Below are 26,111 nucleotides of genomic sequence, written 5' to 3'. Positions count from 1 at the left end.
CCGATTACAACGCGGTCTGGCTTACGCAGCCCGCGCCGCCGGACGCTTGCCGCCGAAGCGGCGCTTGTTGTTGCCCTTGAAAGGCTTGGCGCCTTCCGGCTTACGCTCGCCAGCGAAGGCCGGCTTGTCGCCGAAGCGCTTCTTGCCGAAGCCGTTGCCCTTGTTCTCACCACCCGGCCGCCTGCCGTCACGACGACCATTGCGGTCGTTGCGGTCATTGGCGGGCTCGAAGCGCTCGTTCTTTTCAGCCGGATTGCGCAGCGGATCAGGGCTGCCGAGATGGTCGGCAACGATCGGCAGCTTGGTGCGGATGATGCGCTCGACCTGACGCAGCTTGCTGTTCTCCGAAGGATCGCAAAGCGTGATGGCAATGCCGTCCATGCCGTTGCGGCCGGTCCGGCCGATGCGATGGACATAGCTTTCGGCTTCGTCCGGCAGGTCGAAATTCACGACATGGCTGATGCCGGGCACATCGATGCCGCGCGCCGCAATGTCGGTCGCCACCAGAATGCGCACCGAGCCCTCACGGAAATCGTTCAGCGCCTTCTGACGGGCGTTCTGCGACTTGTTGCCGTGGATGACGGCGGCCTTGAAGCCGTCGCGCTCGAGGTCCTTGGTCACCCTGTCGGCACCGTGCTTGGTGCGCGAAAAGATGATGACGGACTTCATCGCCTCGTCGGCGAGCATCGTCGACAGCACCTGGCGCTTCTGCTTGGTGCGGGCAAAGACGACGCCCTGCACGATCTCGGCGGCCGCGGTGCTTTGCGGCGCGACTTCGACGCGGATCGGGTTCTTCAGCAGACCCTTGGCCAGGTCGGCGATTTCATTGGGCATCGTCGCGGAGAACAGCACCGTCTGACGGTCGGGCGCGGTCGCCTTGGCGATGCGCTTGACGTCGTTGATGAAGCCCATGTCGAGCATGCGGTCGCCCTCGTCCAGCACCAGCCACTTGGTGTCGGCAAGCATGAGGTCGCCTTCGCGCACCAGATCGGTCAGGCGACCGGGCGTTGCGATCAGGATGTCGACGCCGGGCGCGACCTTCTTCACCTGGCTGAAGCGCGAGACGCCACCCAGCACAAGTGCGGTCGAGACATGCGCGCCCTTGGCGAGGATCTTGATGGTGTCCTCGATCTGCACGGCAAGTTCGCGCGTCGGCGCCAGGATCAGCGCACGCGCCGTCTTCGGCCGGCGCTTGGTGCCGAGAGCGATGATCTTCGACAGGATGGGCAGCGCGAAGGCAGCCGTCTTGCCGGAACCAGTCTGGGCGATGCCGAAAATGTCACGGCCTTCCATCTGCGGCGGGATCGCCTGCGCCTGGATCGGCTTCGGATCGGTAAAGCCGGCGGCATGGGTCGCCTTGAGCAGCGCACCCGTAATTCCCAGTGCTGCGAAACCGGAGAGTTCCCCAGTTTTATCAGCAAGCAAAGTGTTTTCGTTGGTCAAAATATTCTTCTTTCACGCGGCCTCTGGCCGCAAACATCAATGGCGGCAGGGCGCAACCTGCCGTCGGATAAATTGTCATGGAACGACAAGGCGGGCGGACGGTTTCGTCCACTCGGCTGCGCTGTCGTGCCCGCAGGCATCATGCCACGGGGCTTTTTCGCCACTTTGTGATTTACCGGAAAGAGGGGCCGATATACCGGAAAGAGGGAAAACAGACGCAACCAGTCTCATTTGTCGAGAAGGCCGGATTGTTCCCGGCCCAAGCGCCTATGTCGCCGCATATGGCCCAGTTCGCGGTCAAATGCAAGGGCCGTCATGCTGCAGCGCAACAAAACCACGGCGCAAGCGGTCCTTGCGCTCGCCCGCCCGCACGATTACCACGAAATGCCGCTGGCTTGGGAGGTAACCGATGAAGGACGTGCTGAAAGAACTCGAGCGCCGCCGTGACATCGCCCGCATGGGCGGCGGCCAGGCCCGCATCGATGCACAGCACAAGAAGGGCAAACTCACCGCGCGCGAACGCATCGAGGTGTTTCTCGACGAGGGCTCGTTCGAGGAGTTCGACATGTATGTCGAACACCGCTCGACCGATTTCGGCATGGAGAAGACCAAGATCGCCGGCGACGGTGTGGTCACCGGCTGGGGCACCGTCAACGGCCGCCCGGTCTATCTCTTCGCCAAGGACTTCACCGTGTTTGGCGGTTCGCTGTCGGAAGCGCATGCCGAAAAGGTCATCAAGGTGCAGGAGATGGCGCTGCGCAACCGCGCGCCGATCATCGGCCTCTACGATGCCGGCGGAGCGCGTATCCAGGAAGGCGTGGCCGCACTGGGCGGCTATGCCGAGATCTTTCAGCGCAACGTGCTCGCCTCCGGTGTCATTCCGCAGATTTCGCTGATCATGGGCCCCTGCGCCGGCGGCGACGTCTATTCGCCGGCGATGACCGACTTCATCTTCATGGTGCGCGACACCTCCTACATGTTCGTCACCGGACCGGATGTGGTGAAGACCGTCACCAACGAGACGGTGACCGCCGAGAGCCTTGGCGGTGCCTCGGTGCACACGACGAAATCCTCGATCGCCGACGGCGCCTATGACAATGACGTCGAGGCGCTGCTGCAGATGCGCCGGCTGGTCGACCTGCTGCCCGCCTCCAACACATCGGAGCTTCCGGAGATCGAATGCTATCAGTCGGTGACCGACCATGATCAGTCGCTCGACCGGCTGATTCCCGACAACGCCAACAAGCCGTACGACATCAAGGAGTTGATCCTTAAAGTTGCCGACGAAGGCGACTTCTTCGAGATCCAGCAGAATTTCGCCAAGAACATCGTCACCGGGTTCGGACGGGTCGAGGGCCGCACCGTCGGCTTCGTCGCCAACCAGCCGATGGTGCTGGCCGGCGTGCTCGATTCAGACGCCAGCCGCAAGGCGGCGCGTTTCGTGCGCTTCTGCGATTGCTTCTCAATCCCGATCGTCACCTTCGTCGATGTTCCGGGCTTCCTGCCCGGCACGGCGCAGGAATATGGCGGGCTGATCAAGCATGGGGCGAAACTCCTGTTCGCTTATGCCGAGGCCACCGTGCCGAAGATCACCGTCATCACCCGCAAGGCGTATGGCGGCGCCTATGACGTGATGGCGTCAAAGCATCTGCGCGGCGACATGAACTATGCCTGGCCGACGGCGCAGATCGCCGTGATGGGCGCCAGGGGCGCGGTCGAGATCATCTACCGCAAGGACATCGGTGATGCAGAAAAGATCGCAGCCCATACAAAGGCTTACGAAGATCGCTTCCTGTCGCCCTTCGTCGCCGCCGAGCGCGGCTATGTCGATGAGGTGATCATGCCGCACTCGACCCGTCGCCGCATCGCGCGCGCGCTCCGGATGCTGCGCAACAAGGACATGCAAAACCCCTGGAAGAAGCACGACAACATCCCGCTGTGAGGCGCTGATGTCGCGTCTGGTCCTTTCTATGGGAACGAGCTTCGGCAGGTTTGCCATCCTGCTTTTTGCCCTACCGCTTTTCTGCCCTGTGCTGCTGTGGCTGTTGTTGCTTGACCGAAATCCGCTCGCGGTTGTCGCAGGCGGTGTTGTCGCCATACCGGCCGCAATGCTGGCTTTTGTTCTGTTGATCGGAGCATTGTTCGCCGGCTTTCGGTCCAGCCAGGTACAAGGCATCTCCCAGCATTCGGCCCCCAAATTATGGGCTGTGTGGGAAGGTGTTGCTGGCAAATATCGTGCCGGTCGAACAACGATTGTGCTGAGCGACAACCTCAACGCCAGTATAGGGGAAGAGCGTCCGTTTCTCGGCCTGCTTGGTCGTCGGGTGATCTTGACGGTCGGTATTCCGTTGCTTGCGGTGACCGACGACAAGGCGTTTGCGGCGATCTTGGCCCATGAGGACGCGCATCTGAGAAACAGAGATACAAACGGCGGACTCAATCTTGCCGAACTCGACAAAAGCTTCGACTTGATCTTCGACTACGCCCCTCCGGGGAGGACCGTTTCCGGCAGTTTGTTTTACTGGTTGCTCAGTCCACTGTCATCCGCCATGGAACGCGAAGGAATACGGTTGTCACGACGGGCGGAGATCGATGCCGATCGTCATGCAGCGACGTCCGGCGATGCATACCAGGCAGCGCGTGCACTGCTGCTGATCGGCGCAGCCGACGCGTTCTTCGAGCATCGGGTTTATGATCCACTCAAGCGTGAATTGCTTGGCACGATGGTTCCACCTCCTCCACCGCTCGATAGAGTTTTGAGGGCAGCCAAGGAACTGACGAGCCACTCCATCCTGCAAGAGTATGCTCAAAAGGCCTGGGATGCCCCAGACAACGAAAGTGCCGATCATCCGCCATGGTCCGAACGTCTGGCTGCGCTCGGATACAGCTCGGTCCCTGCGATGGAGCCGGTTTTGGTTTCAGCCCTTTCCAGCCTTTTGAGCAATGAAGTTGTTACCGAGCGCGTTCATCATTTCGATGGTGAATGGACATCGAAGGTCGCCGACCATCTTGATCGATAGGTAGCCACCCGGATTGTTTCTGGGAGCGGCTACTCCTCTTCCGCCGCGCCAAATCCTGCCCCCATGGTGGCACGGACGGAACTGCCCCAGGGCGTCGCGTGGTTGTCGATGCGCATCTGGAAGATGAAATAGGTCGGCGAGCAGAAGCCGATACCCTTGATCTTGCCGATGCCAGGGGTATCGGGCGGCAGCGATTGGCACATATAGTCCTCGCGGCAGAAATGATCGGCCGAACAGGCCGGCCGGTTGCCGCGGTTGACGGCGCCGCCAAGGCATTGGTCGAAATTGTTGGTGGCCACGCAGATGTCGAATTTCTTGCCGCCGACCAGCCCGCAGATCTCGTTCGGCATCGGCTTGCCGGATTTGAAGCCCGCGAAGGCGCGGTCCTTGTCGTCGCAGCCGCGATAAGCGATGCCGCCAGGCACGCCGATCTTCGGCGGACGGCAGGTGTAGCCAGTGCGCGAGACATCCTGCGCAAAGGCCGCGAACTGGCCTGATATTTTGAAGCGATCGTTGAAAGGCTGCGTTGCGTTGCTGGCGATCGATCCGGTCAGGCAGGGATGGCCGGAAAACATGTCGGGACTGTCCTTGGGCAGCAGGCATTGCGCCAGCTTCGTCCGCACACCCGAAGCGCTGGCCAGCGGCGTGCAGATGGTGCCGCCGCCGCACTGCCAGGTCTTGCCGAAGCGTGCGGCATCGTCCGGCATCAGGCACGGCATTGCCATCTCAGCCGGCGCGTAGTCGATCGCGCCGGCGTCCGTCCAGGCAGCCGGTGGTGCAATGGAGAGCGGGCGGAAGCGGTTCGGCTCCTTGCCTTGCGCCATGGCGCGCAGCCAGGCCTGGCGGCGCGGTATCTCGGCGTGAAGATGCGGCGAAATGCCGACCTCGATGCGGTTGAGCGGCGAGGTCGTCTTGTCGTCGAGGCCGATGAAATGGAAACCGGCGGTGGAACCAGCCTGATGGCAACCCTGGCAGGCGCCATTGTCCAGCCGTTCGATGAGAGCTTCCGGTGTGCGCAGCAGTTTGAGCCCGGAATAGTCGAGCGATGCGAATTCCCCGGGCTTAAGCAGTGGCGTGAACGGGTGGTTGGCCTGCCGCGCGCTGCCGAAGGTCGACCACGAGATGACCTTCCTGGCCAGGAATTCGTCGGGGATTTCGTAGACGCCTTCGTCGACGGCCGGCAGATTGGCGCTGACATAGGCGGCGAGCCTTGCTTTCAGGGCCGCGTCTTGCGAAAGCCGTGCGGAGTCAGGCGTGTTCTCCAGCGGCTTCTCGCTGACGGAGCCGCCATCGATGCCGAATATCCGCATGAGATAGGCGGCCTGGCCGCCGAACTCGGTTTCCTGGCCAGAGGGAAAGCGCACCACCTGGGCGTTGAGTTCCAGCTGCTTGAAGGTCAGCCCGGCTTTCTCCAGCGGACCGCCAGTCAGCCAGCCAGCATCGACGGTCTCGTCAAGCTGTGGCGTCCAGCGTCCGGCAACGCCGACACAGCCGCCGTCGGCATCGGGCGCCGCGCTGTAGACGGCGTTGAAATTGAACGGCAGACGCGACGCCAACAGCTTGCCATTTTTGCGAAAACTGTAGGCAAGGCGGTAGATGAAACGCACCTCGCCGCAGCTCTTGTCACCCAGCAGGGCCGCGAAGTCGCGACGGTCGAGCCGGTTGACGACGCCGACCAGCCGGAAGCGCGCGGCATCGGTCTTCAGCCAGCGCATGTCCATGATGCGGCCGACATTGCCGTCGGTGACCTCGTAGAGCGGCCGCCCGCCGGCCTTCATGTCGGCGCGCAGCGCGGCGACATCGGCCGCCACAGTGTCGACGACAGCGTGATAGGCCGGCGCCTTGTCGTAGAGAGCTTTCAGGTCGCCCGCGCCCGCCGCGCCAAAAATATCGGCAAAGCCGTAGCCCTTGGCATCAAGTGCGGCGAGTACCGCCGGATCATCGACGATCGTCACAGGACCTTCGGCGCGCGCTGCCGACGCCACGAAGACAGCAAGGAGGGTGGCGAGCAGCAGAGCCAGGGCGCGGCTCATCGAGCGGCCGAACGTGCTTCGACAAGGTCGCGCAGCACCGGCACCAGCGCCGGCGGCAGATCCTCGGCGATCAGCCCCGGTCCGAACCGGCTGCCGGCTTCAGCATGAATCCACACCGCGGCGCAGGCCGCTTCGAAGGCGGGCATGCCTTGCGCCAGCAGCCCGGCGATGACGCCTGACAGCACGTCGCCCGATCCTGCGGTGGCCAGCCACGGCGCGCCGTTGGCGTTGATCGCCGCCCTGCCGTCAGGAGCGGCGATGACGGTGTCGGCGCCCTTGTAGACGATGACGGCATTGGCACGCACGGCGGCTGCGCGGGCCTTGTCGAGCTTGGAGGACGCAACGTCATCGGCGATATCGGGAAACAGCCTGGCGAACTCCCCTTCGTGCGGGGTCATCACCAGGGCCGGCGCGCCCGGTTGGCGAGAAGCTTCGAACAGGACGTCCGGCGCCTCACGAAAAGAGGTGATCGCGTCGGCATCGAACACGAGGCCGTCAATCCGGGTTGACGTGCCGCTAGGCTGGGCAGGGCTGAGCAGCGCGAGTGCAAATTGCCGCGTCTTTTCGCCAATGCCGAAACCGGGCCCGAGGACAAAAGCCGACGGCCGGCGTTCGCCGATGAACGAGTCGATGTCGACGCTGTCATCGGCCTTGCGCAGCATGATCGAGGTGAGATGCGCAGCGTTCACCTGCATGGCATTGGCCGGCGACAGCACGGTGACCGCCCCTGCCCCGCTTCTCGCGGCGGCTAGTGCCGACAGCCGCGCCGCGCCGGTGGCGCTCGGACCGCCGGAAAAGACGCCGACATGGCCGCGCTTGTATTTGTGCGTGTCCACCGCTGGCACGGGAAATTCCCGCGACCACAGGTCCGGCACATTCTCAAAAGTCGACACGGCGAGTTGGGCGACGATGCCGTCACCTATGCCGATATCAGCGAGCACGATTTCACCACATTGCTCTCGTCCCGGGAGCAGCAGGTGGCCGGGCTTTTGCCGCGCGAAGGTGACGGTGACCTCGGCGTGAAACGCCCTGCCCAATATTCCGCCGCTCGCTCCTGAGACACCCGAAGGCAGGTCGACCGCGACCACAGGCAGGCGCAGAGCTGTTGCAGTGTCGACGGCATTCGCGGCATCGCCCGCCAGCGGCTTGGACAGCCCTGCCCCGTAAAGCGCGTCGACGACGATCGAGCCGGCCTCGGCGGCAAAATCCGAAATTGGCCGAGGCTTGACCGGGCATTGCGCGGCGGCGAGCGCCGCATCGCTTTGCGGCCTCGGCGTGCCGCTCGCCCAGATCGTCGTGCTGACGCCGCTGCCGGCCAGCGACCGGGCAACGACATAGCCATCGCCGCCATTGTTGCCGGGGCCGCACAGCACATGGACACGCGTCGCTGCGGGATAACGCGCCAGGATCACGGCCGCGACCGCTTCGCCGGCACGGCGCATCAGCCCGAAGCCATCGAGCGGACCGGCGGCAATCGCCAGCCGATCGGCCTCGCTCATTTCGGCCGGGGAAAGAAGTTCGTTGCTCATGGATTGCCGATCCGCGTTCGATCAAGCATTGTCCAATTTTCGATCCGAAGCAAACAAAGGGGAGTGGCGAAATTTGCGGCCATATCGTTGGAATGAGGCGCCGCAGGCACAAAACTGCCCGCTGAATAGGCGATATGCCTAATTATTGTGCGGTCGAACTTGCTGGCTCCATCGTGGCTCCAGCGGCCCATGGCGCACCTGATGCAGTGAATGACGCTAATTTGCTTCCCGGCGCGGCGCGGCTTTGAAATCGTATGAGACCGCTTCAAATCCGTCCAATTGGCACAGTTCGTGCTTGATGGAGGCGCAAGCGGGGGTTCACAACCCGTTTTTTTGGCAGTGGAGGCCACTTTTTACATGAAAAAGATCGAAGCGATCATCAAGCCATTCAAGCTGGACGAAGTGAAGGAAGCGCTTCAGGAGGCCGGACTGCAAGGCATCACCGTCACCGAGGCCAAAGGCTTCGGGCGCCAGAAAGGCCATACCGAACTCTATCGCGGCGCCGAATATGTCGTCGATTTTCTGCCCAAGGTGAAGATCGAGGTCGTGCTTGGCGACGACGCGGTCGAAGGCGCGATCGAAGCCATCCGCAAGGCGGCCCAGACAGGCCGTATCGGCGACGGCAAGATCTTCGTCTCCAACATCGAGGAAGTCGTGCGAATCCGCACTGGCGAAACCGGCATGGACGCGGTCTGATCCGACCCGCCATCCGCCTGAAAAACCGTCATCATCAAAAAACGTCATCAAACAGGGATACATGACATGACGACAGCCAAAGACATCATGAAGCAGATCAAGGACAACGACGTGAAATTCGTCGACCTGCGCTTCACCGATCCGAAGGGCAAGCTGCAACACGTGACGATGGATGTCATCGAGGTCGAGGAAGACATGTTCGCTGATGGCGTCATGTTCGACGGCTCCTCGATTGCCGGCTGGAAGGCCATCAACGAGTCCGACATGGTGCTGATGCCCGATGCGGACACGGTCCACATGGACCCGTTCTTCGCGCAGTCGACCATGGTCATCCTGTGCGACATCCTCGATCCGGTTTCGGGTGAATCCTACAACCGCGATCCGCGTGGCACGGCCAAGAAGGCCGAGGCCTACATGAAGTCGGAAGGCATCGGCGACCAGATCTTCGTCGGCCCCGAAGCCGAATTCTTCGTCTTCGACGATGTGAAATACAAGGCCGACCCTTACAACACCGGCTTCAAGCTTGATTCCACCGAACTGCCCTCGAACGACGACACCGACTACGAGACCGGCAATCTCGGCCACCGTCCGCGCATCAAGGGCGGCTATTTCCCGGTGCCGCCGATCGATTCCGCGCAGGATATGCGCTCGGAAATGCTGACTGTGCTCGCCGAAATGGGCGTGCGGGTCGAAAAGCACCACCACGAGGTGGCGGCCGCCCAGCACGAACTCGGCATCAAGTTCGATACGCTCGTGCGCAACGCCGACAAGATGCTGATCTACAAGTATGTCGTGCACCAGGTCGCCAACGCCTACGGCAAGACGGCGACGTTCATGCCGAAGCCGATCTTCGGCGACAATGGTTCGGGCATGCACGTCCACCAGTCGATCTGGAAGAACGGCAAGCCGACCTTCGCCGGCAATGAATATGCCGGCCTGTCGGAAAGCTGCCTGTTCTACATCGGCGGCATCATCAAGCATGCCAAGGCGATCAACGCGTTCACCAACCCGCTGACCAACTCCTACAAGCGTCTGGTGCCGGGCTACGAAGCGCCTGTGCTGCTCGCCTATTCGGCGCGCAACCGCTCGGCATCCTGCCGCATCCCGTTCGGCTCATCGCCCAAGTCCAAGCGCGTCGAGGTCCGCTTCCCCGATCCGGGCGCGAACCCCTACCTCGCTTTCGCCGCCATGCTGATGGCCGGTCTCGACGGCATCAAGAACAAGATCCATCCCGGCCAGCCGATGGACAAGGATCTCTACGACCTGCCGCCGAAGGAGCTGAAGAAGATCCCGACCGTCTGCGGTTCGCTGCGCGAAGCACTGCAGAGCCTCGACAAGGATCGCGGCTTCCTGAAAGCCGGCGGCGTCTTCGACGACGATCAGATCGACAGCTACATCGAGCTGAAGATGGCCGAGGTGATGCGCTTCGAAATGACCCCGCATCCAGTCGAGTACGACATGTACTACTCGGTCTAAGATTCGATATACTATTCAAGCCCTTGAAAGAGTTCCCTCTTTCAAGGGCTTTTTGCTGCGCTCCGGTGGGCCCCGCCTGTACCGACAGGTCCGCGCCCATCGCGATGGACGCACCTTTGCCATTGAGCTTTTCGGCGTGTGTGAATGCCTGGGTTGCTGAGCCCGCGTTTCATGGGCTGGCAGAAACAGTTCGGTCGATGGTGAACATGAAAGCCAGGAGCGAGCGGCGCACTGCCTCAGGCTACAGTGACCGCTCGTCCGGCGCCCACGCCTATGCTGCCGTTCAAGTAAACCCCGCCCGTCCGAACAGCATCGCGTGACGTAACCCCAAGCGCTTCGAATACGCATGCTGCACTGCGATCTGTCAACGCCGCCAAACCGGCTGCGGACAGCCGATTCCGCAACATGAACAGATGGTTATGGAAGGGTGCGAGGTCACGGATAGTGCTCAAAATGCCAGTTTTCCGGGCTTTCTGGCGGGCTGCCGCCGGAAACTGGAACAGTGGCAGCCAAGGGCTCGACCGGATTCGCGACCGCCTGCATTGCCTGACTTTTTCTGGGTATGTTTTGCCCGAGGCCCGATCCGCCGGGCAACGGCAAAAAAGAACCCCAGCTTTCGCCGGGGTTCTTGGATGGACTTGGATGAATCTCAGACTGTCACGGCATGGACGTGAAGTCCCGATTCGAATGACTATGCGGCTGCCGAAACCTCAGCGCTCGCCGGCACCGAGGCGATCGTCTTCAGAATCTGCGAGGCGATCTGGTAGGGGTCGCCCTGGGAATTCGGACGGCGATCTTCCAGATAGCCCTTGTAGTCGTTCTTGATGAAGGAATGCGGGACGCGGATCGAAGCACCACGATCGGCGATGCCATAGCTGAACCTGTTCCACGGCGCGGTCTCATGCTTGCCAGTCAGGCGCTTGTCGTTGTCCGGGCCATAGACGGCGATGTGATCCATCAGGTTCTTGTCGAAGGCCGCCATTAGCGCTTCGAAATAAGCCTTGCCGCCGACTTCGCGCATATAGGCGGTCGAGAAGTTGGCGTGCATGCCCGAGCCGTTCCAGTCGGTGTCGCCGAGCGGCTTGCAATGGTATTCGATGTCGATGCCGTATTTCTCGGTCAGGCGCTGCATCAAATAGCGGGCCATCCACATCTGGTCGGCGGCCTTCTTGGAGCCCTTGCCGAAAATCTGGAATTCCCACTGGCCCTTGGCCACTTCGGCGTTGATGCCTTCGTGGTTGATGCCGGCTGCAAGGCAGAGATCGAGATGCTCTTCGACGATCTGGCGCGCGACGGAGCCGACATTGGAATAGCCGACGCCGGTGTAGTACGGGCCCTGCGGTGCCGGATAGCCGCTTTCCGGGAAGCCCAGCGGACGGCCGTCCTTGTAGAAGAAATACTCCTGCTCGAAACCGAACCAGGCGCCCTCGTCGTCGAGAATGGTGGCGCGCTTGTTGGAGGCATGCGGCGTGACGCCGTCAGGCATCATGACTTCGCACATGACAAGCACGCCGTTGCTGCGGGCCGGATCCGGATAGACAGCGACCGGCTTCAGCACGCAATCGGAGCTGTGGCCTTCGGCCTGCTGTGTCGACGAACCGTCAAAGCCCCACAGCGGAAGCTGCTCGAGCGTCGGGAATTCGGCGTATTCCTTGACCTGCGTCTTGCCGCGAAGGTTGGGGACCGGGGTGTATCCATCGAGCCAAATGTACTCGAGCTTGTATTTCGTCATTCTAGCCTCTCGTTGCTTGATCACCGAACACTGGACGGCGTCGACATGCGTCTGCCACCAGCAGCCGGCCTGCCGGATCACTAAAATGCAATTCGTGTGCCACTCTTGAGCTGCAGGGTGCGGCAAAATTGACGCCGCATTCGATTGAAGTTGGCAAGCCGCCTAAGCAATGCGTCGAGATCAATCACAATCGCAATTCGCACAAATAATAGGCAAATACTGATCTTTTCATAGGCATATTGCCTAACTTGATTGCAGACCTTATCTTCGAGGTAGGTTGAATCGACAAGGTTCGGCATAAGAAAGGAGCCCGACAATGGAAATCATTTCCACGCGTCCGTCGGCAAAAATTCTGATGTTCCCGGCGGCAGCGCGCGTCTCTGCCTCAAATTTGAGCGGCAAGGCTAAGTTTGCGGCAGAGCTTGCCTCACTGCGCGGTGTTCGGGCGGATTTCGGCGACGGCTGGTATCACGATGCGGCGATAGAGGACGCGAAGCAGGACCGTCAAAGCTAAGCCCCATCGCATGACTATCATTGAAAAACCCGGCGCGATCGCTCGCGCCGGGTTTTCGTTGACTACCGAGCAGTCGTTACTGCTTGGTGTTCAGATCGGTTCCCAGCGTGTCCCTGACGAAGATCATGCCGATGACCAGCGACATCGCGGCGATCACCACCGGGTACCACAGACCAAAGTAGATATCGCCCCTGTAGGCACTGAGTGCGAACACCGTCGCCGGCAGCAGGCCACCGAACCAGCCATTGCCAATGTGATAGGGCAACGACATGCCGGTGTAGCGGATGCGGGTCGGGAACATCTCGACCAGGATCGCGGCAATCGGGCCGTAGACCATGGTCACGAACAGGACCAGGATGAACAGGATGCCGATCGTCATCGGCCAGTTGATTCCCGCCGGATCGGCGAACATGGCGAAAGCGCCGCCGCCCGGTATATTGTAGACGGTGACCTCGGGCGCACCCGCGGCCTCGTCGGCGGTCAGCAGCTTGTCCTTGATCGCCTGATCGGTCGGGACCGTCGCCTTCTCGCCGGCGCGAATGGCGGCCGCATCGAGCTTCAGTTCCGGGTTGGCGGCGACAAACGCGTCAAGCTTCTGGTCCGGGATCTTGATCGCCGCGCGCTTCAGCGGATAGCCGCCGTCCCGCAGCGACATGTTGACGGCTTTGATGAAGGCGGCGTCCTTGGCTTTCGCCTGATCGCCAGCGGCGATGGCATCGTAGGATTCCACCGTCTCGTTGCCGATCTTGACCGACGCGGCCGTCCCGGCCGCGGCCGTCGACACCACGTCATAGGGAACCGAGTTCTTGGTCAGGAACGAGGTCGCGATGTCACAAGACGTCGTGAACTTCGCCGTGCCGACCGGATTGAACTGGAACTTGCAGTCGCCGGGTGCCGCCGTCACCGTAGCACGTGTGTTCTGCTGGGCCGTGGCGAGCGCCGGATTGGCGGCCCAGGTCAATGCCTTGAACAGCGGGAAGGTGCAGACGATCGCCAAGGCAAGGCCCGCCATGATGATCGGCTTGCGCCCGATCTTGTCGGAGAGCCAGCCGAAGACGACGAAGAAGATCGAGCCGAGGGCGAGCGCTATGGCGATCATGATGTTGACCGACTGCGCGTCGACCTTGAGCACGTTCTGCAGGAAGAACAGCGCGTAGAACTGGCCATTGTACCAGACCACGGCCTGACCGGCGGTGAGGCCGAGCAGCGCCAGCAGCGCGATCCGGGCATTCTTCCATTGACCAAACGCTTCCGAAAGCGGGGCCTTGGAGCCCTTGCCCTCATCCTTCATACGCTGGAAGGTCGGCGATTCTGAGAGCGAAAGCCGGATCCAGATCGAGATGCCGAGCAGCAGGAAGGAGACAATGAACGGAATGCGCCAGCCCCATGAGGCGTAGGTTTCCTTGCTCATCGAACCCTGGACAATCAGGATGACGACCAGCGACAGGAACAGGCCGAGCGTCGCCGTCGTCTGGATCCACGAGGTGTAGTAGCCGCGCCGGTTGTCGGGTGCATGCTCGGCGACATAGGTGGCCGCGCCGCCATATTCGCCGCCCAGCGCCAGGCCTTGCAGCATGCGCAGGACAATCAGGATCACGGGAGCCGCGATGCCCAAAGTCGCATATCCAGGCAGCAGGCCGACCAGGAAGGTCGAAAGGCCCATGATCGTCATGGTGACAAGGAACGTATACTTGCGGCCGACAAGGTCGCCGATGCGGCCGAACAGCAGCGCGCCGAACGGTCGTACCAGGAAGCCGGCGGCGAACGCCAGCAGCGCGAAGATGTTACGCGTCGCTTCCGGAATGGTTGGACTGAAGAAGGTCGAACCAATGAACACCGCGAGCGAGCCGTAGAGATAGAAATCATACCATTCGAAAACGGTGCCCAGCGAGGAAGCGAAGATGACCTTCTTTTCCTCCCGCGTCATGCCGCGGCTTGCTCCGCCGGCAGTCGATGCCATTGCCATAGAATTGTCCTCCCGTGAGACCTTGTCCTCGATGCTGTGCCTCATTGTCCGCGTTCTCCTCCGAACATGGACTCATGCACTGCGATCACGGAAAAAATGACAGAAAGCGTGCGCCAACGTCAGGGCGTCTTTGGGATTATGACTTTGGTATTAGGTGCGCTGCGGGATGAAGCGGAGCCAGCGGCGGAGCCGTCAGCCCTTGAGCGCTTCCAATAGCCCGGCGGCGGCCATCATGTCGCGCTTGCGGGCCGAGCGGCGCGCGACTGCTTCGGCGTCCTGTCCCCAATGCTCGATCTGCCAGTCCTCGTCGACATGGCCGGCCGCCCAGGCCGCCTCGGCGTCGAGTTCGCCGAAATCGACAGCCAGCGCCAGCAGCGCCGAACCGGTCAGCGAGGTCATCACATGGATGGCAGCGAGCCGCAGCGGTTCGGCACGCTGGGCAAGATGACTTCCCAGCACGGCGATCGTCTCACGCGGCTGCTCGACATGGATGATGCCTTCGGCGAGATTGAAGCGAGCCCCGAGGCTGCCGCGCACCCAATCAAGGACCGGGTCCCAATGTTCGTTCTGCCGCTCCACCAAGCCTTGCGGCGCATCGGCGCGGTAGCAGAGCAGATCGGACGAAGCGAAGCGCAGAATGTCTTCCAGCACCGCCTGCGGATCGCTGGCGACGCCGTCGATAGCAGTGTTGACGAGGCGCATCACCGGCATCGTCACCGGGTTGATGGTTTCGCTCTGCGCTGCAAACTCGTCGGCGACGAGTGCAGCCGCCGCCTCGGTCGGCAGCGCCAGCAGCGCCTTGCCCGGCGTGCGCACCGGCTTGCCGTCGAGATGCACGGCAAAGCCGTCTTCCACCGGCGCCACCGCGACGGTCTTGTAGAAACGCTTCGGCAAAGGCGTCTTCATCTGGATCTGGGCACGGCGCACCGGATCCGGATCGGAAAGCTGCTTGCCCGCTTCGAAATCGTTGAGGATATCACGCATTGAAAGGCTCTCTCAAACCGGCACGAGCTTGCGCGACGGCCTGTTGACGATGATCAGGCCGGCGGCAATCAGGCCAAGTGCCAGGAAGATGCGCATGGTCAGCGGCTCATTCAAGAACATGGCGCCGCACAGCACGCCGAAAACCGGCGACAGGAAGGTGAAGCTGGACAGGCCTGAAGCCGGATAGCGCCTCAGCAGCCAGAACCAAAGCACATAGGTGAAGGCAACGATGTAGACTGCCTGGAAAAGCAGCGCCAACGTCGACAGCACGGCAGGGTCGCGGATGGGCGCACCGGCGAGAGGCAACACCAGTATTCCGACGATTGCCGCACCGGCGAGTTGATAGAGCAGCAGCTTCTCGGCACTCGCCTCGACCAGCTTCGACCGCTTGATGAGGATGTTGGTCAAGGCCCAGAAAAATCCAGAGCCAAGACTCAAGAGATCGCCGAACAGCATGTCCCCGCCGCCGCCAAGCTTGTCGGAAAACACCGCGGCAAGGCCGGCAAAGGCCAGCAGCAGGCCAAGGAACTTGCGCAAGGCTATCTGCTCGCCAAGCAGGAAATGGCCGCCGATCAGCATCCAGAACGGCATTGTATTGACCAGCAGCGTGTTGCGGGCGACGGTCGTGTGCTCCAGGCCGACATAGAGGCAGAGGAACTCGATGCCGAACAGCGCGCCAACCGCGATACCGGCGGGCAATGTCCCGTCGCGCGTGAAAAGCGCGATGCCGCGCCAGCGGCACCAGGCGAAGACACACAGGCCGCCGATGACCGAGCGCGCGATCGACAGGAAGACAGGATCGTAACCGGCGTAGGAGATCTTGGCGGCGACGTAGTTCAGCCCCCAGGAAAAGGTCAGGCCGACCATGATTGCGGCGGCGGCCATATCGACCGTGTCGCGCCGGTCGAGCGTATCGGTCACGCCGCTCACGATCAGTCCTCCGCGCTGGCGTCGTCGAAGCCGATCAGGTTCCAGCTCTGGCGCATATGTGGAGGCATCGGCGCGGTGACATCGATGACACCCTTGTCCGGGTGCGGAATGATGATGCGGCGCGCATGCAAATGCAGGCGGTTCTGAATGCCACCGGGGAAATCCCAGTTGGTGTCGGCCTCGAAATATTTCGGGTCGCCGATGATCGGGCAGCCGATATAGGCAGCATGAACACGAAGCTGGTGCGTGCGGCCGGTGTAGGGCTCCATTTCCAGCCAGGTCATCGTCTGCGCCGCCTGCTCGATGATGCGGTAGTAGGACACGGCGTGGTCGGCGCCCTTTTCGCCATGCGCGGCGATGCGCACGCGATCGCCATCGGGCGTCGGCTCCTTGATCAGCCAGGTCGAGATCTTGTCCTCACGCTTGGGCGGCACGCCCTTGACCAGAGCCCAATAGGTCTTCTTGGTCTCGCGGGCGCGAAACGCTTCCGACAGCTTCATGGCGGCAAGCCGGGTGCGGGCGACGACCAGTACGCCCGAAGTGTCGCGGTCGAGGCGATGGACCAGCCGCGGCTTCTCGCCCTTCTGGTTGCGCCAGGCTTCCAGCATGTCGTCGACATTGCGGGTGACCCCCGAGCCGCCTTGCACCGCAAGGCCCGCCGGCTTGTTGAAGACGAAGACCTTGGGATCTTCATGGATCAGCATTTTCGCCAGGACGTCGGCATCGCCCTGGTTGCGGATCGAGTGACCGGTCAGCGCGCTCTCGCCCTTCTTGTCCACCTCAAGCGGCGGAACGCGCACCATCTGGCCGGGTTCGACGCGGGTGTCGGCCTTGACCCGGCCGCCATCGACGCGGATCTGGCCGGAGCGCAGCAGCTTTTGCAGATGGCCGAAGCCCAGGCCCGGGAAATGGGTCTTGAACCAGCGATCGAGCCGCATGCCCGCCTCGCCGGCCTCCACTGTGATCTGTTCAACGCCTGCCATATTTTTTCGCTTATCCGTTTCCCGAGCAGGGTTCGGCCCGCTCTTGGCGCGGCAATAACACTATGAAACGGTTCTTGCGAGCCAAAGTCCCAGAAACAGGGCGATAATGGCGCCAATGACGCTGGCAAGGGCATATCCAAACGCCGGCAGCGTGGCTCCCCGCTCCCACAAAGTCGCGAAATCGAGCGAAAATGCGGAAAAGGTGGTGAAGCCGCCAAAGATGCCGGTGGCGACGAACAGTCTGAGTTCGTTCGATCCGCCGCGGCGCGCCAGGGTGGCTATGAACAGGCCCATGGCGAACGAGCCGACGATGTTGATTGCCATCGTCCCCCAGGGATAGTTGGGGCCGACAAGGCGCAGCGCGCCGATGTTGGTGAGGTGACGAATGCCGGCGCCGATGCCGCCGCCTACCACAACGAGAAGCAGATTGAACATGACCGTTTACTGCCTCCACAAGGGCGGCATGGTCAATCCCCTGAAGCTGACGACGATGCGGTTGGGACCGCGCAGACGATCGGGCGCGAACCGCCTTTCGCGGCCATCGTCGAGTTGGTCAGAGCGTGTCAACCTGATCGTCACCACTCAGGCGTTGTCCAGCCTGGGTATTTTTTCCTGAACTCGCCGTAAAGGGCATCGAGTTCCGTTTTGCTGACCGGGCGCATCTGTTCATAAAGGTAGCCCTTGACGCCGCCGGACAGTTGATATGTCGCAATGCGCTTATAGGCGGCGCCGACACCCTTCCCTTCGACAATATCCTGGTCCGGTATCGTGACGCAGATCTGCGCACCCGATTGCAAATGGGTAACAGGAGGATCGGTTACGACGACATATCTCGATTTCAATGCCTCCGGTGCGAATTGATCGCGACTATCAACCTGGCAAGACCATCCGACACGAGGGAAAAGGTCCATATCCATTTCAAACAACAGCGAGCTATTCATGACCGCGCCTGAGGCAAACACCGAGAAGCGGTCCTCGGGCCGCATTTCCCTGACAAGATCGTCGATGAGGCGCCTGTATTCGGGAAGATTGTCGAGGTGAAGAGGAAGCGTATCTTCCCTGGCAAAAACATAGCCGATCGGTGACAGCAACTGGCGGCCGATCGGGAAAAAGGTACCCAGATACGCAAACCCGGCGACGACGGCTATGACGACGGTTGACCACCGAGATTTCAGCGCCGGCATCGAAACGATCGAGACGATTGCCTGGGCATATGCAGGAAAGAGCCAAAGAAACATCGGCATCGAATGATGACGGTCCGGATCCTGCGTCCGGGTGAAGAGGAAGAAGGTCAGTGCCGAGGCGAGAGCACAGAACAAAGCGAAACTGTTGCGGCGTATGAAGGAGATATAAAGGCCCACGACGATCAACAGCCAGTTCACATAGCTCAGCCGCGATCCTACCTGGTCGATCTGCGAAACGAAGTTGGTTTTGTATCCGCTGTAAAGGTCACCGTAGCTCGTTCCCAGAATCTTGAGGATCAGGGGTTGCTGGAAGGCCAATGCGGCTCCGGCAATCACAAAAAGCGTGCACACGCCCCCTAACGCCGCGTTCCGGAATGCCGCGAAGTCGCGGTCTTTTGCGACCTGCAACGAACAAAAGAAGGCTGCAGAAAGTGCGATCCCTATGACGGCAAATGCATACCAACGGCGCAGCATGAACGCCAACCAGAGGCATATGCCGATGCGTATCCCGTTGATCACCGGTTGGCGTGTCAGGAACCTCGATTTCCAGAGAAAATAAGTTGCCGCGGAAAGCGCGAGGCAGCCGGCAATATCCGGCAATCCACGAAGCGTCGCCGACCAGAACGGCGTGTAGAGAAAGGCCGCGATCCACACGACAAACCAGCTTCGGGGCGAAGGAGTGTCGGAGACCGCCTCCAGGTAGCTCATTCGTCCTATGAAAAGAGCGGTCGGGACCAGGTAAACGATGACTATTCCAGCGATATAGGAAAGCCTTGAACCGCCGAAAAACATGTGAAACGGCATAAGCGGCACCAGAATTGCCGCGCTGTAGTCATCCCTCGCGACAGACGCCCGCAATTGGCTCAGCCACTGGAGCGGGCTCTCGGCCAGGAGTGAGCCATACTGGTCAAACCCATTGAAGTAAGCGGCAAAATCCCAATAGTAGACGGGCTCCTCAAGCCTTACGTATATCGCGGCGAAAGCAACGCCCAGCAACGCGGTACATATGTAGATTTTTAGCCAGAATCCGAGGGTTTCGTTCTTCGTCACTTGAGGCCGCCAAGGAAGGGAAGAGGCAGGACTGTCGAGGCAAACCGGGACTCCTGCCGATGCAGCCAGGAAGCCGTTTCGGCAAACAGGAACCCCACGCGATTCGTATCAGGAACTGTTGAGAGCTTGGCGGGATGTATACTTGAACGCGTGGCCATCGCAAGCATTGAGAACGCCCCCAGAAGACACGGGGCGGAACAGCGATGCACGTGGCGGTGGATGACTAGCGCGTTAAAAACGCCTCAATGCCGCCGGCAGGGCCGGCAGCATTGACGATTTCAGGCTCAGGTCGTCCCGACCTTCTTCGGCTTGGTCGAACCGATCATCTTCCAGTTCTTGTAGAACATCGAGTTGATGCGCTCGACACTCACCGAGACGACGGCAAGCATGCCGGCGATCAGCCCGGGAACCGGGGATGGTCTGATAATGTCCATGAACACGCAGTAGCGGCGGCCATCATGTTCGTTGACCGACCGATGCAGCAGCGTGTCGTCGAAGATGAACAGCGGATTGTCATACCAGTAGTTCTTGACGTTGCCGCATTCGACGAAAATCTCCGACTTCACCGGGATCAGATTGTAGAGAATGCGCAGGCTGAGCCGCAGCGGGCCGAAGTGCCATGAGGTCGATTCGCGCTTGCTGAAGACGGAAACGGCGATGGTCTTGATGTATTTGAAGTCCTTGTTGAACTCGGCGACGTTGTCGATCTTGTGCTTGCCGTACCACTGATAGACATACATGCCGCGCCGGCCGGCGCCGAAATTGGCGTCGATGTCGGCGATGATCTCGTCCTTGCGCGCCTTGAAGATGTCCAGGACCTCATTGACCTCGCGCTGATAGTCGGCGGGGAACTGTTCCAGTTTCCAGACGCCGGGATTGCGGTAGCACAAGAGATCGACCAGCAGGTTGAAAGGTGAAAGCAGCCAGGTGAACAGGCCGTTGCCGAGGAAATAGCCCGAGAACAGCGACAGGTCCTTGCGGTCGTTGCGCAGGACATCGATGAGGCCGAGGACGATAAAGACCGATGTCAGGATCGGGATGAAGTAAAAGCCAAGGGCGAGAAGCGGGATGGCAATGGCGAATTTGCGAAGGGTTTTGCGAAGGGTTCTTGTCATTTTTCCACGCGCGAAGCGCGATCCTGTTGCGAATGAGGCGCCAAAATCATGGCAACGACCACCCCCCGGCCGTGCGCCTTGATAAGGTTTTTTGGGTCACCACACAACGGCCGCGGTATCGTGGCCGGCTGGCTGCCTTGTGAAGCCTGCCGGATTTCGGTCAATGCACCGCCGGCAGGCCAAGCTCGTCCCATTTTTCCCTGGGGACCAGATCGCCAACCAGGAACTCAAAGCCGACGACGCTTTCGCCGTCCCCAGCCAATTGGCATCTGAACTTCAGGCTATACCAGTTTCTGCGACTACGGAAAGCCGCGCCATTCGCGGCGATGGTGGTTCCAGTGATTTTTTCCTCCGCCATTGCGTAGGGCACGACCCGCTCCGGCTTGAAATCCGTACGCCATTCGCGGATCTGATCCATGGCTTCGAGATTGCACAGCTGAACCATGCGCTCGTCGGAAGCGAAGGTGGCGAGATCGGCGCGCGCCTGCCGGCTGCGGGGATCGGCCAGTGTCTTGGCCGACAGCATTTCGGTCGGCCGGATCATGGCCGGCGCGGCGGGCGGTTGCGGTTCGGGCGGGATCGAGGCAGGCGGAGGCGCCGCTGCAGGCGCTTCAGGCAGTGCCGGCGTCACTGGAGCAGGCGGTGGCCTGGTCGCCGCCTCGAATTGTTGCGGCGTCAGGATGTCGACCGACACCCGGTCCTCCTCGAGCCGCTTGGGCCGCTTCGGCAACGGCATCAGAGCCAGCGTCGCAGCCAGCAGCGTGTGGAGAACGACCGAAGCGGAGATGCCCCAAGGCGAAGCCTGGTTTGGAAGCGTGACGACGACCGGGGCACGCAAGCCTGCTATTCCCGCTCTTTGCGCAGCTTCGCCCAATAGTCGAGCCGCTTTCTGATGTCGCGCTCGAAGCCGCGTTCAGGCGGATCATAAAAGGTCTGCCGGCCCATCTTCTCGGGAAAATAGTCCTGGCCCGAAAAGGCATCCGGCTCATCGTGGTCGTAGCGATAGCCAGCGCCGTAATCCTCCTCTTTCATCAGCTTGGTTGGCGCGTTGAGGATGTGTTTCGGCGGCAGCAGCGAGCCATGTTCCTTGGCCGCACGCGTGGCTGCCTTGAAGGCGGTGTAGACGGCGTTGGATTTGGGCGCGGTGGCGAGATAGACGGTGGCCTCGGCAAAGGCGAGTTCGCCCTCGGGCGAGCCGAGATAGTCGTAGGCGTCCTTGGCGGCGTTGGCCACGACAAGCGCCTGCGGGTCGGCAAGGCCGATGTCTTCCATGGCCATGCGCACCAGCCGGCGGCCGAGATAGAGCGGATCCTCGCCGGCATCGAACATGCGCGCCAGATAATAGAGCGCGGCGTCGGGATCCGAACCGCGCACCGATTTGTGCAGCGCCGAGATCAGATTGTAGTGGCCGTCCTGGCCCTTGTCGTAGATCGGCGCGCGGCGCTGGACGACGCGCTGCAGACCTTCGGGGTTGAAAATCTCGCCTGGCTTTGCAGCCCGCCACACCTCTTCAGCAAGCGTCAGCGAGGCGCGGCCGTCGCCATCGCTCATGTGGATGAGCATCGCCCTCGCCTCGTCGTCGAGCGGCAACGCGCTGCCCTCGGTCTCCTCGGCTCGCGCCATCAGCTTGGCGATGCTTTCCTCGCCCAATGAATGGAAGACCAGCACACGCGCGCGCGACAACAGAGCCGCGTTCAGTTCGAAGGACGGGTTTTCGGTGGTGGCACCGACGAGCACGACGGTCCCATCCTCCATGACGGGGAGAAAAGAATCCTGCTGGGCGCGGTTGAAGCGATGGATCTCGTCAACGAACAACAAGGTCTGGCGACCGTTGGTGCGCCGCAGCTTGGCGGCTTCGAACACTTTTTTCAGGTCGGCGACGCCGGAGAACACCGCCGATATCTGCTCGAAAGCAAGGCTGGTTTCGCCGGCCAGCAACCGCGCCACCGTGGTCTTGCCGGTGCCGGGCGGTCCCCAGAAGATCATCGAGCCGAGTGAGCCGGAACCAATCAGCCGGGTCAGCGCGCCATCAGGGCCGGTCAGATGCTCCTGGCCGACGACCTCGCCGAGGTTTTTCGGCCGCAGCCTGTCGGCGAGCGGCCGCCCGGGCGACGCCTTTTCCGGTTCATCGACGCTGAACAGATCGGCCATGCACTTCTTTTTGGTTGGAGCATGAACCCGAAGGGACGTGCTTTAATAACGCAATACCTGACGCAGTATCTGCCCGCCGCGCTCGACGGTAAAGCGCCACCAGCGCGTATCCGCCTGGGCGGCCTGCTCCAGGGTTGCCGCGGTATCGATGGTGGTGCCGTTCACCTCGCGCACGATATCGCCCGGCTGGAATCCGAAATCGGCGGCCGGCGAGTCGCGGTTGATGTCGACCACGGTGACGCCCTTGATGTCGGTGCGCAGGCCAAGCTTCTGGGCAAGCCGGGGCGACAGTTCGGCGACCTTGGCGCCCGAGAACGGGCTGCGGCCGTGCAGCGTCACTTCAGCCGCCTTCATGCCTTCCGGAGCGCGCTCCAGCGCGATGTCCATCGCCGCCTGCTGGCCCTTGGTCAGAACCGCGAAATTTGCATTGGTGCCAATCGACAGCGTCGCCATCCGGTAATCCAGCGCTTCGATGCTCTCGACCGGCTTGCCGTTGAGCTGCATCACGACGTCGCCAGGCTTGAGCCCCGCCTTGGCGGCCGGGCCGGTCGCCTCGACCGACGAGACCAAAGCACCGGTCGGCTTCTCCATGCCGAGCGATTCGGCAATCTGCGGCGTCACCGCTTCGAACTCGGCACCGATATAGGGCCGTTCGAAGAAGTCGAGCCCGGCCTTGGCCGCATCGGCGAAGGCACGCACCATGTTGGCGGGGATGGCAAAGCCGATGCCGATCGAGCCGCCGCTGCGGCTGTAGATCGCCGTGTTGATGCCGACCAGCTGGCCGCCCATGTTGATCAACGCACCTCCCGAATTGCCGGGATTGATGGCGGCGTCGGTCTGGATGAAGAAGCTTGAATCGGCGACGCCAATATGGCTGCGGGCAAGTGCCGAAACGATGCCGCTGGTGGTGGTCTGGCCGACACCGAAGGGATTGCCGATGGCCAGCACAAGATCGCCGACCTCGAGCGCGTCGGAATCGCCGATGGCGATGACCGGAAACGGTTTGTCCGAGGTTATCTTGAGCACTGCAAGGTCGAGTGTCTCGTCCTTCAGCATCACCTTGCTGTCGAACTCACGCCCGTCCGCGGTTGCCACCTTGACCTGGTCGGCGTCCTTGATGACGTGGTAATTGGTGACCACGATGCCGGTCGGGTCGACCAACACACCGGACCCCAGGGAAGACTGCGCGCGCGGCTGCGAACGGCCAAAGAACTCCTCGAAGAACGGATCGCCGTCGAAGGGCGACGTTACCTTGGCGGTCTGCGAGGCATAGACGTTGACCACGGCCGGCGCCGTCTGCTTGACCAGCGGGGCGAACGACAGTTGCACCTCTTCGCGGCCGAACGGCACGCGCTTGTCGGGACCGGATGTAGAGTTCTCGCCTTCGACGCCATGCAAGAGGTCGGTCAGCACGTCGGACAGGCCGGGATCGGTCTTGGTCTCCTCGGCCAATGCCTGCCTGGCCACCGGTGCGGCTGCGAACGCCATCATGGCGAAGAGCAGGACAAGGGACAGTCGGTTGGCGCGCATTCACGAATCCTCCAAGGCGAGTTCGGGGGCATTGTCCCGACGATTGTGCAAAATGAAAGGCTAAGCCGCTGAAATCCGATTATTTTGGCCAAAGAGCCTCGGTTCCGGCCTGAAGATCGGCTTTGGCTGCAATCTCCTGCTTTCAGAAAACAAAAAGGGGCCCGTGGGCCCCTTTGCATTCACTCCGGAAAACCAAGCCTTATGCGGCTGCGGCGTCCGCGTCGGTGCCTTCGGCTTCGATGCGGGCGCGGTCGCCGGCGCCCTTGGCCGAGGTGTCGCGATCGACGAACTCGATGACAGCCATGGCGGCATTGTCGCCGTGACGGAAGCCCGCCTTCATGATGCGCAGATAGCCGCCGTTGCGGGTAGCGTAGCGCGGGGCGATGGTGTCGAACAGGCGCTTGACGACGCCTTCATTGCCGATCTGCGCGATCACCTGGCGGCGGGCGTGCAGGTCGCCGCGCTTGCCGAGCGTCACCAGCTTCTCGACGATCGGACGCAGATCCTTCGCCTTCGGCAGGGTGGTGACGATCTGCTCGTGCTCGAGCAGCGACACGGCCAGGTTGGCGAACATCGACTTGCGGTGGCTTATGCTGCGGGCGAACCGGCGGCCCTTAAATCCGTGGCGCATGGCTCTTCTCCTTCATTGCGGGTTCAGAGGCAACGCCTCAATATTGATCTTCGTAACGCTTGGCGAGGTCTTCGATGTTTTCCGGCGGCCAGTCCGGCACTTCCATGCCGAGGTGCAGGCCCATTGCCGCCAGGACTTCCTTGATCTCGTTCAGCGACTTGCGGCCGAAGTTCGGGGTGCGCAGCATCTCGGCTTCGGTCTTCTGGATCAGGTCGCCGATATAGACGATGTTGTCGTTCTTCAGGCAGTTGGCCGAACGCACCGAAAGCTCGAGCTCGTCGACCTTCTTGAGCAGCGCCGGGTTGAAGGCGAGCTCGGTGACGGCTTCGGCGGCGACTTCCTTCTGCGGCTCGTCGAAGTTGACGAACAGGCCGAGCTGGTCCTGCAGGATGCGAGCAGCGAAAGCCACCGCGTCCTCGCCGGTGATCGAACCGTCGGTCTCGATCGTCATGGTCAGCTTGTCATAATCGAGAACCTGGCCCTCGCGGGTGTTCTCGACCTTGTAGGAGACCTTCTTGACCGGCGAATACAGGCTGTCGACCGGGATCAGGCCGATCGGCGCGTCTTCGGCGCGGTTGCGGTCGGCCGGCACGTAACCCTTGCCGGTGTCGACGGTGAATTCCATGCGGATTTCAGCGCCCTCGTCCAGCGTGCAGATGACGTGGTCGGGGTTGAGAATTTCGACGTCGCCAACCGTCTGGATGTCGCCGGCCAGAACCGCACCCGGTCCCTGCTTGCGCACGACCATGCGCTTGGGGCCATCGCCTTCCATGCGGATGGCGATTTCCTTGATGTTCAAGACGATGTCGGTCACGTCCTCACGCACGCCGGCGATGGACGAGAATTCATGCAGAACGCCGTCGATCTGCACGGCGGTAACAGCCGCACCGCGCAGCGAAGACAGAAGCACGCGGCGCAGCGCGTTGCCGAGCGTCAGGCCAAAGCCACGCTCGAGCGGCTCGGCGACCAGCGTGGTCAGCGTCTTCTTCTTCGACGAGAACTCGATCTTGTTCGGCTTGATCAGTTCCTGCCAATTTTTCTGGATCATGATGCTTTCCTTCCGTTGACCCGCCACCATCCAATCGTGGCGGGCGACCTGGAATGCCGTGGAGGAGCGCCACAAAGGGCGCTCGCGCGGCGTTCG

General features: G+C 61.7%; 21 protein-coding genes. 5 read left to right on the top strand and 16 right to left on the bottom strand.

What is annotated here, in order from left to right:
• Positions 1-21 precede the first annotated feature (21 nt).
• Positions 22-1,443: a DEAD/DEAH box helicase gene (locus tag AC1DYW_RS17760; protein ID WP_457153882.1), complete on the bottom strand. Its 1,422-nt coding sequence runs from the start codon at positions 1,441-1,443 to the stop codon at positions 22-24.
• Between the two features lie 409 nt (positions 1,444-1,852).
• Here AC1DYW_RS17760 and AC1DYW_RS17755 point away from each other — a divergent pair, with 409 nt between their 5' ends.
• The gene (locus AC1DYW_RS17755; protein WP_095091646.1) at positions 1,853-3,385 is read left to right on the top strand and encodes an acyl-CoA carboxylase subunit beta; all 1,533 of its coding nucleotides are present in this window, start codon (positions 1,853-1,855) and stop codon (positions 3,383-3,385) included.
• Positions 3,386-3,392: 7 nt separating this feature from the next.
• Positions 3,393-4,463 (top strand): M48 family metallopeptidase, encoded by a 1,071-nt coding sequence (locus AC1DYW_RS17750; RefSeq protein WP_477227102.1) that lies wholly within the window; start codon positions 3,393-3,395, stop codon positions 4,461-4,463.
• Positions 4,464-4,492: 29 nt separating this feature from the next.
• Here AC1DYW_RS17750 and AC1DYW_RS17745 read toward each other — a convergent pair whose 3' ends face one another.
• Positions 4,493-6,496, bottom strand: a complete 2,004-nt coding sequence (locus tag AC1DYW_RS17745) for a hypothetical protein (protein WP_477227101.1) — start codon at positions 6,494-6,496, stop codon at positions 4,493-4,495.
• On the bottom strand, positions 6,493-8,025 hold the full coding sequence (locus tag AC1DYW_RS17740) for an NAD(P)H-hydrate dehydratase (RefSeq protein WP_477227100.1): 1,533 nt from the start codon (positions 8,023-8,025) through the stop codon (positions 6,493-6,495). The genes AC1DYW_RS17745 and AC1DYW_RS17740 overlap by 4 nt, the downstream gene beginning before the upstream one ends.
• Before the next feature lie 357 nt (positions 8,026-8,382).
• Between AC1DYW_RS17740 and AC1DYW_RS17735 the strand changes: the two genes are divergently transcribed.
• Both AC1DYW_RS17735 and glnA read left to right on the top strand, forming a co-directional pair.
• Positions 8,383-8,721: a P-II family nitrogen regulator gene (locus AC1DYW_RS17735; RefSeq protein WP_006205430.1), complete on the top strand. Its 339-nt coding sequence runs from the start codon at positions 8,383-8,385 to the stop codon at positions 8,719-8,721.
• A gap of 66 nt (positions 8,722-8,787) precedes the next feature.
• Positions 8,788-10,197 (top strand): type I glutamate--ammonia ligase, encoded by a 1,410-nt coding sequence (gene glnA / locus AC1DYW_RS17730; protein ID WP_095091650.1) that lies wholly within the window; start codon positions 8,788-8,790, stop codon positions 10,195-10,197.
• Between the two features lie 691 nt (positions 10,198-10,888).
• On the opposite strand, the gene AC1DYW_RS17725 is transcribed toward glnA, so the two are convergent.
• A complete protein-coding gene (locus tag AC1DYW_RS17725) occupies positions 10,889-11,929 on the bottom strand; it encodes a glutamine synthetase beta-grasp domain-containing protein (protein WP_477227099.1) in 1,041 nt (346 codons plus the stop codon).
• Positions 11,930-12,245: 316 nt separating this feature from the next.
• Here AC1DYW_RS17725 and AC1DYW_RS17720 point away from each other — a divergent pair, with 316 nt between their 5' ends.
• A complete protein-coding gene (locus AC1DYW_RS17720; RefSeq protein ID WP_457155357.1) occupies positions 12,246-12,443 on the top strand; it encodes a DUF2735 domain-containing protein in 198 nt (65 codons plus the stop codon).
• A gap of 76 nt (positions 12,444-12,519) precedes the next feature.
• Here the strand turns inward: AC1DYW_RS17720 and AC1DYW_RS17715 are convergent, their stop codons facing one another.
• The 12 genes from AC1DYW_RS17715 to AC1DYW_RS17660 form a co-directional block, all read right to left on the bottom strand.
• Positions 12,520-14,409 carry an MFS transporter gene (locus AC1DYW_RS17715; RefSeq protein ID WP_477227540.1) on the bottom strand — a complete coding sequence of 630 codons (1,890 nt, stop codon included), beginning with the start codon at positions 14,407-14,409 and terminating at the stop codon, positions 12,520-12,522.
• A 192-nt stretch (positions 14,410-14,601) separates the two neighbouring features.
• Positions 14,602-15,393, bottom strand: a complete 792-nt coding sequence (locus AC1DYW_RS17710) for an ATP12 family chaperone protein (protein WP_477227098.1) — start codon at positions 15,391-15,393, stop codon at positions 14,602-14,604.
• 12 nt (positions 15,394-15,405) lie between these two features.
• Entirely contained in the window at positions 15,406-16,278 is an 873-nt protein-coding gene (locus AC1DYW_RS17705) for a DMT family transporter (protein ID WP_477227539.1), read from the bottom strand.
• A gap of 47 nt (positions 16,279-16,325) precedes the next feature.
• A complete protein-coding gene (locus tag AC1DYW_RS17700; protein WP_095091656.1) occupies positions 16,326-17,306 on the bottom strand; it encodes an RluA family pseudouridine synthase in 981 nt (326 codons plus the stop codon).
• Positions 17,307-17,366: 60 nt separating this feature from the next.
• Positions 17,367-17,741: a fluoride efflux transporter CrcB gene (gene crcB, locus AC1DYW_RS17695; RefSeq protein ID WP_095091657.1), complete on the bottom strand. Its 375-nt coding sequence runs from the start codon at positions 17,739-17,741 to the stop codon at positions 17,367-17,369.
• A 140-nt stretch (positions 17,742-17,881) separates the two neighbouring features.
• Positions 17,882-19,540: a hypothetical protein gene (locus AC1DYW_RS17690; RefSeq protein WP_477227097.1), complete on the bottom strand. Its 1,659-nt coding sequence runs from the start codon at positions 19,538-19,540 to the stop codon at positions 17,882-17,884.
• 284 nt (positions 19,541-19,824) lie between these two features.
• Positions 19,825-20,655: an aspartyl/asparaginyl beta-hydroxylase domain-containing protein gene (locus AC1DYW_RS17685; RefSeq protein ID WP_477227096.1), complete on the bottom strand. Its 831-nt coding sequence runs from the start codon at positions 20,653-20,655 to the stop codon at positions 19,825-19,827.
• Positions 20,656-20,815: 160 nt separating this feature from the next.
• Positions 20,816-21,493 (bottom strand): DUF930 domain-containing protein, encoded by a 678-nt coding sequence (locus AC1DYW_RS17680; RefSeq protein ID WP_477227095.1) that lies wholly within the window; start codon positions 21,491-21,493, stop codon positions 20,816-20,818.
• Between the two features lie 5 nt (positions 21,494-21,498).
• On the bottom strand, positions 21,499-22,806 hold the full coding sequence (locus tag AC1DYW_RS17675) for a replication-associated recombination protein A (RefSeq protein WP_477227094.1): 1,308 nt from the start codon (positions 22,804-22,806) through the stop codon (positions 21,499-21,501).
• A gap of 42 nt (positions 22,807-22,848) precedes the next feature.
• A complete protein-coding gene (locus AC1DYW_RS17670) occupies positions 22,849-24,336 on the bottom strand; it encodes a DegQ family serine endoprotease (protein WP_095089691.1) in 1,488 nt (495 codons plus the stop codon).
• A 199-nt stretch (positions 24,337-24,535) separates the two neighbouring features.
• Complete coding sequence (gene rplQ / locus AC1DYW_RS17665) at positions 24,536-24,967, bottom strand: 50S ribosomal protein L17 (RefSeq protein ID WP_056588614.1); 432 nt, start codon at positions 24,965-24,967, stop codon at positions 24,536-24,538.
• Positions 24,968-25,004: 37 nt separating this feature from the next.
• Positions 25,005-26,015: a DNA-directed RNA polymerase subunit alpha gene (locus AC1DYW_RS17660; protein ID WP_013531438.1), complete on the bottom strand. Its 1,011-nt coding sequence runs from the start codon at positions 26,013-26,015 to the stop codon at positions 25,005-25,007.
• Between the last annotated feature and the right edge of the window lie 96 nt (positions 26,016-26,111).

It is taken from the genome of Mesorhizobium sp. P2_D5 (assembly GCF_056404355.1).
The sequence above is the reverse complement of the archived record's forward strand: the minus strand, read 5'-3'. Positions and strand labels throughout refer to the sequence as shown.

Coding starts and splice junctions, on each gene's coding strand:
- AC1DYW_RS17755 (WP_095091646.1), top strand. CDS start 1,853: ATGAAGGACGTGCTGAAAGAACTCGAGCGCCGCCGTGACATCGCCCGC.
- glnA (WP_095091650.1), top strand. CDS start 8,788: ATGACGACAGCCAAAGACATCATGAAGCAGATCAAGGACAACGACGTG.
- AC1DYW_RS17660 (WP_013531438.1), bottom strand. CDS start 26,015: ATGATCCAGAAAAATTGGCAGGAACTGATCAAGCCGAACAAGATCGAG.
- AC1DYW_RS17745 (WP_477227101.1), bottom strand. CDS start 6,496: ATGAGCCGCGCCCTGGCTCTGCTGCTCGCCACCCTCCTTGCTGTCTTC.
- AC1DYW_RS17740 (WP_477227100.1), bottom strand. CDS start 8,025: ATGAGCAACGAACTTCTTTCCCCGGCCGAAATGAGCGAGGCCGATCGG.
- AC1DYW_RS17725 (WP_477227099.1), bottom strand. CDS start 11,929: ATGACGAAATACAAGCTCGAGTACATTTGGCTCGATGGATACACCCCG.
- AC1DYW_RS17735 (WP_006205430.1), top strand. CDS start 8,383: ATGAAAAAGATCGAAGCGATCATCAAGCCATTCAAGCTGGACGAAGTG.
- AC1DYW_RS17720 (WP_457155357.1), top strand. CDS start 12,246: ATGGAAATCATTTCCACGCGTCCGTCGGCAAAAATTCTGATGTTCCCG.
- AC1DYW_RS17700 (WP_095091656.1), bottom strand. CDS start 17,306: ATGGCAGGCGTTGAACAGATCACAGTGGAGGCCGGCGAGGCGGGCATG.
- AC1DYW_RS17685 (WP_477227096.1), bottom strand. CDS start 20,655: ATGACAAGAACCCTTCGCAAAACCCTTCGCAAATTCGCCATTGCCATC.
- AC1DYW_RS17670 (WP_095089691.1), bottom strand. CDS start 24,336: ATGCGCGCCAACCGACTGTCCCTTGTCCTGCTCTTCGCCATGATGGCG.
- crcB (WP_095091657.1), bottom strand. CDS start 17,741: ATGTTCAATCTGCTTCTCGTTGTGGTAGGCGGCGGCATCGGCGCCGGC.
- AC1DYW_RS17715 (WP_477227540.1), bottom strand. CDS start 14,409: ATGGCAATGGCATCGACTGCCGGCGGAGCAAGCCGCGGCATGACGCGG.
- AC1DYW_RS17750 (WP_477227102.1), top strand. CDS start 3,393: ATGTCGCGTCTGGTCCTTTCTATGGGAACGAGCTTCGGCAGGTTTGCC.
- AC1DYW_RS17705 (WP_477227539.1), bottom strand. CDS start 16,278: ATGGCCGCCGCCGCAATCATGGTCGGCCTGACCTTTTCCTGGGGGCTG.
- rplQ (WP_056588614.1), bottom strand. CDS start 24,967: ATGCGCCACGGATTTAAGGGCCGCCGGTTCGCCCGCAGCATAAGCCAC.
- AC1DYW_RS17675 (WP_477227094.1), bottom strand. CDS start 22,806: ATGGCCGATCTGTTCAGCGTCGATGAACCGGAAAAGGCGTCGCCCGGG.
- AC1DYW_RS17710 (WP_477227098.1), bottom strand. CDS start 15,393: ATGCGTGATATCCTCAACGATTTCGAAGCGGGCAAGCAGCTTTCCGAT.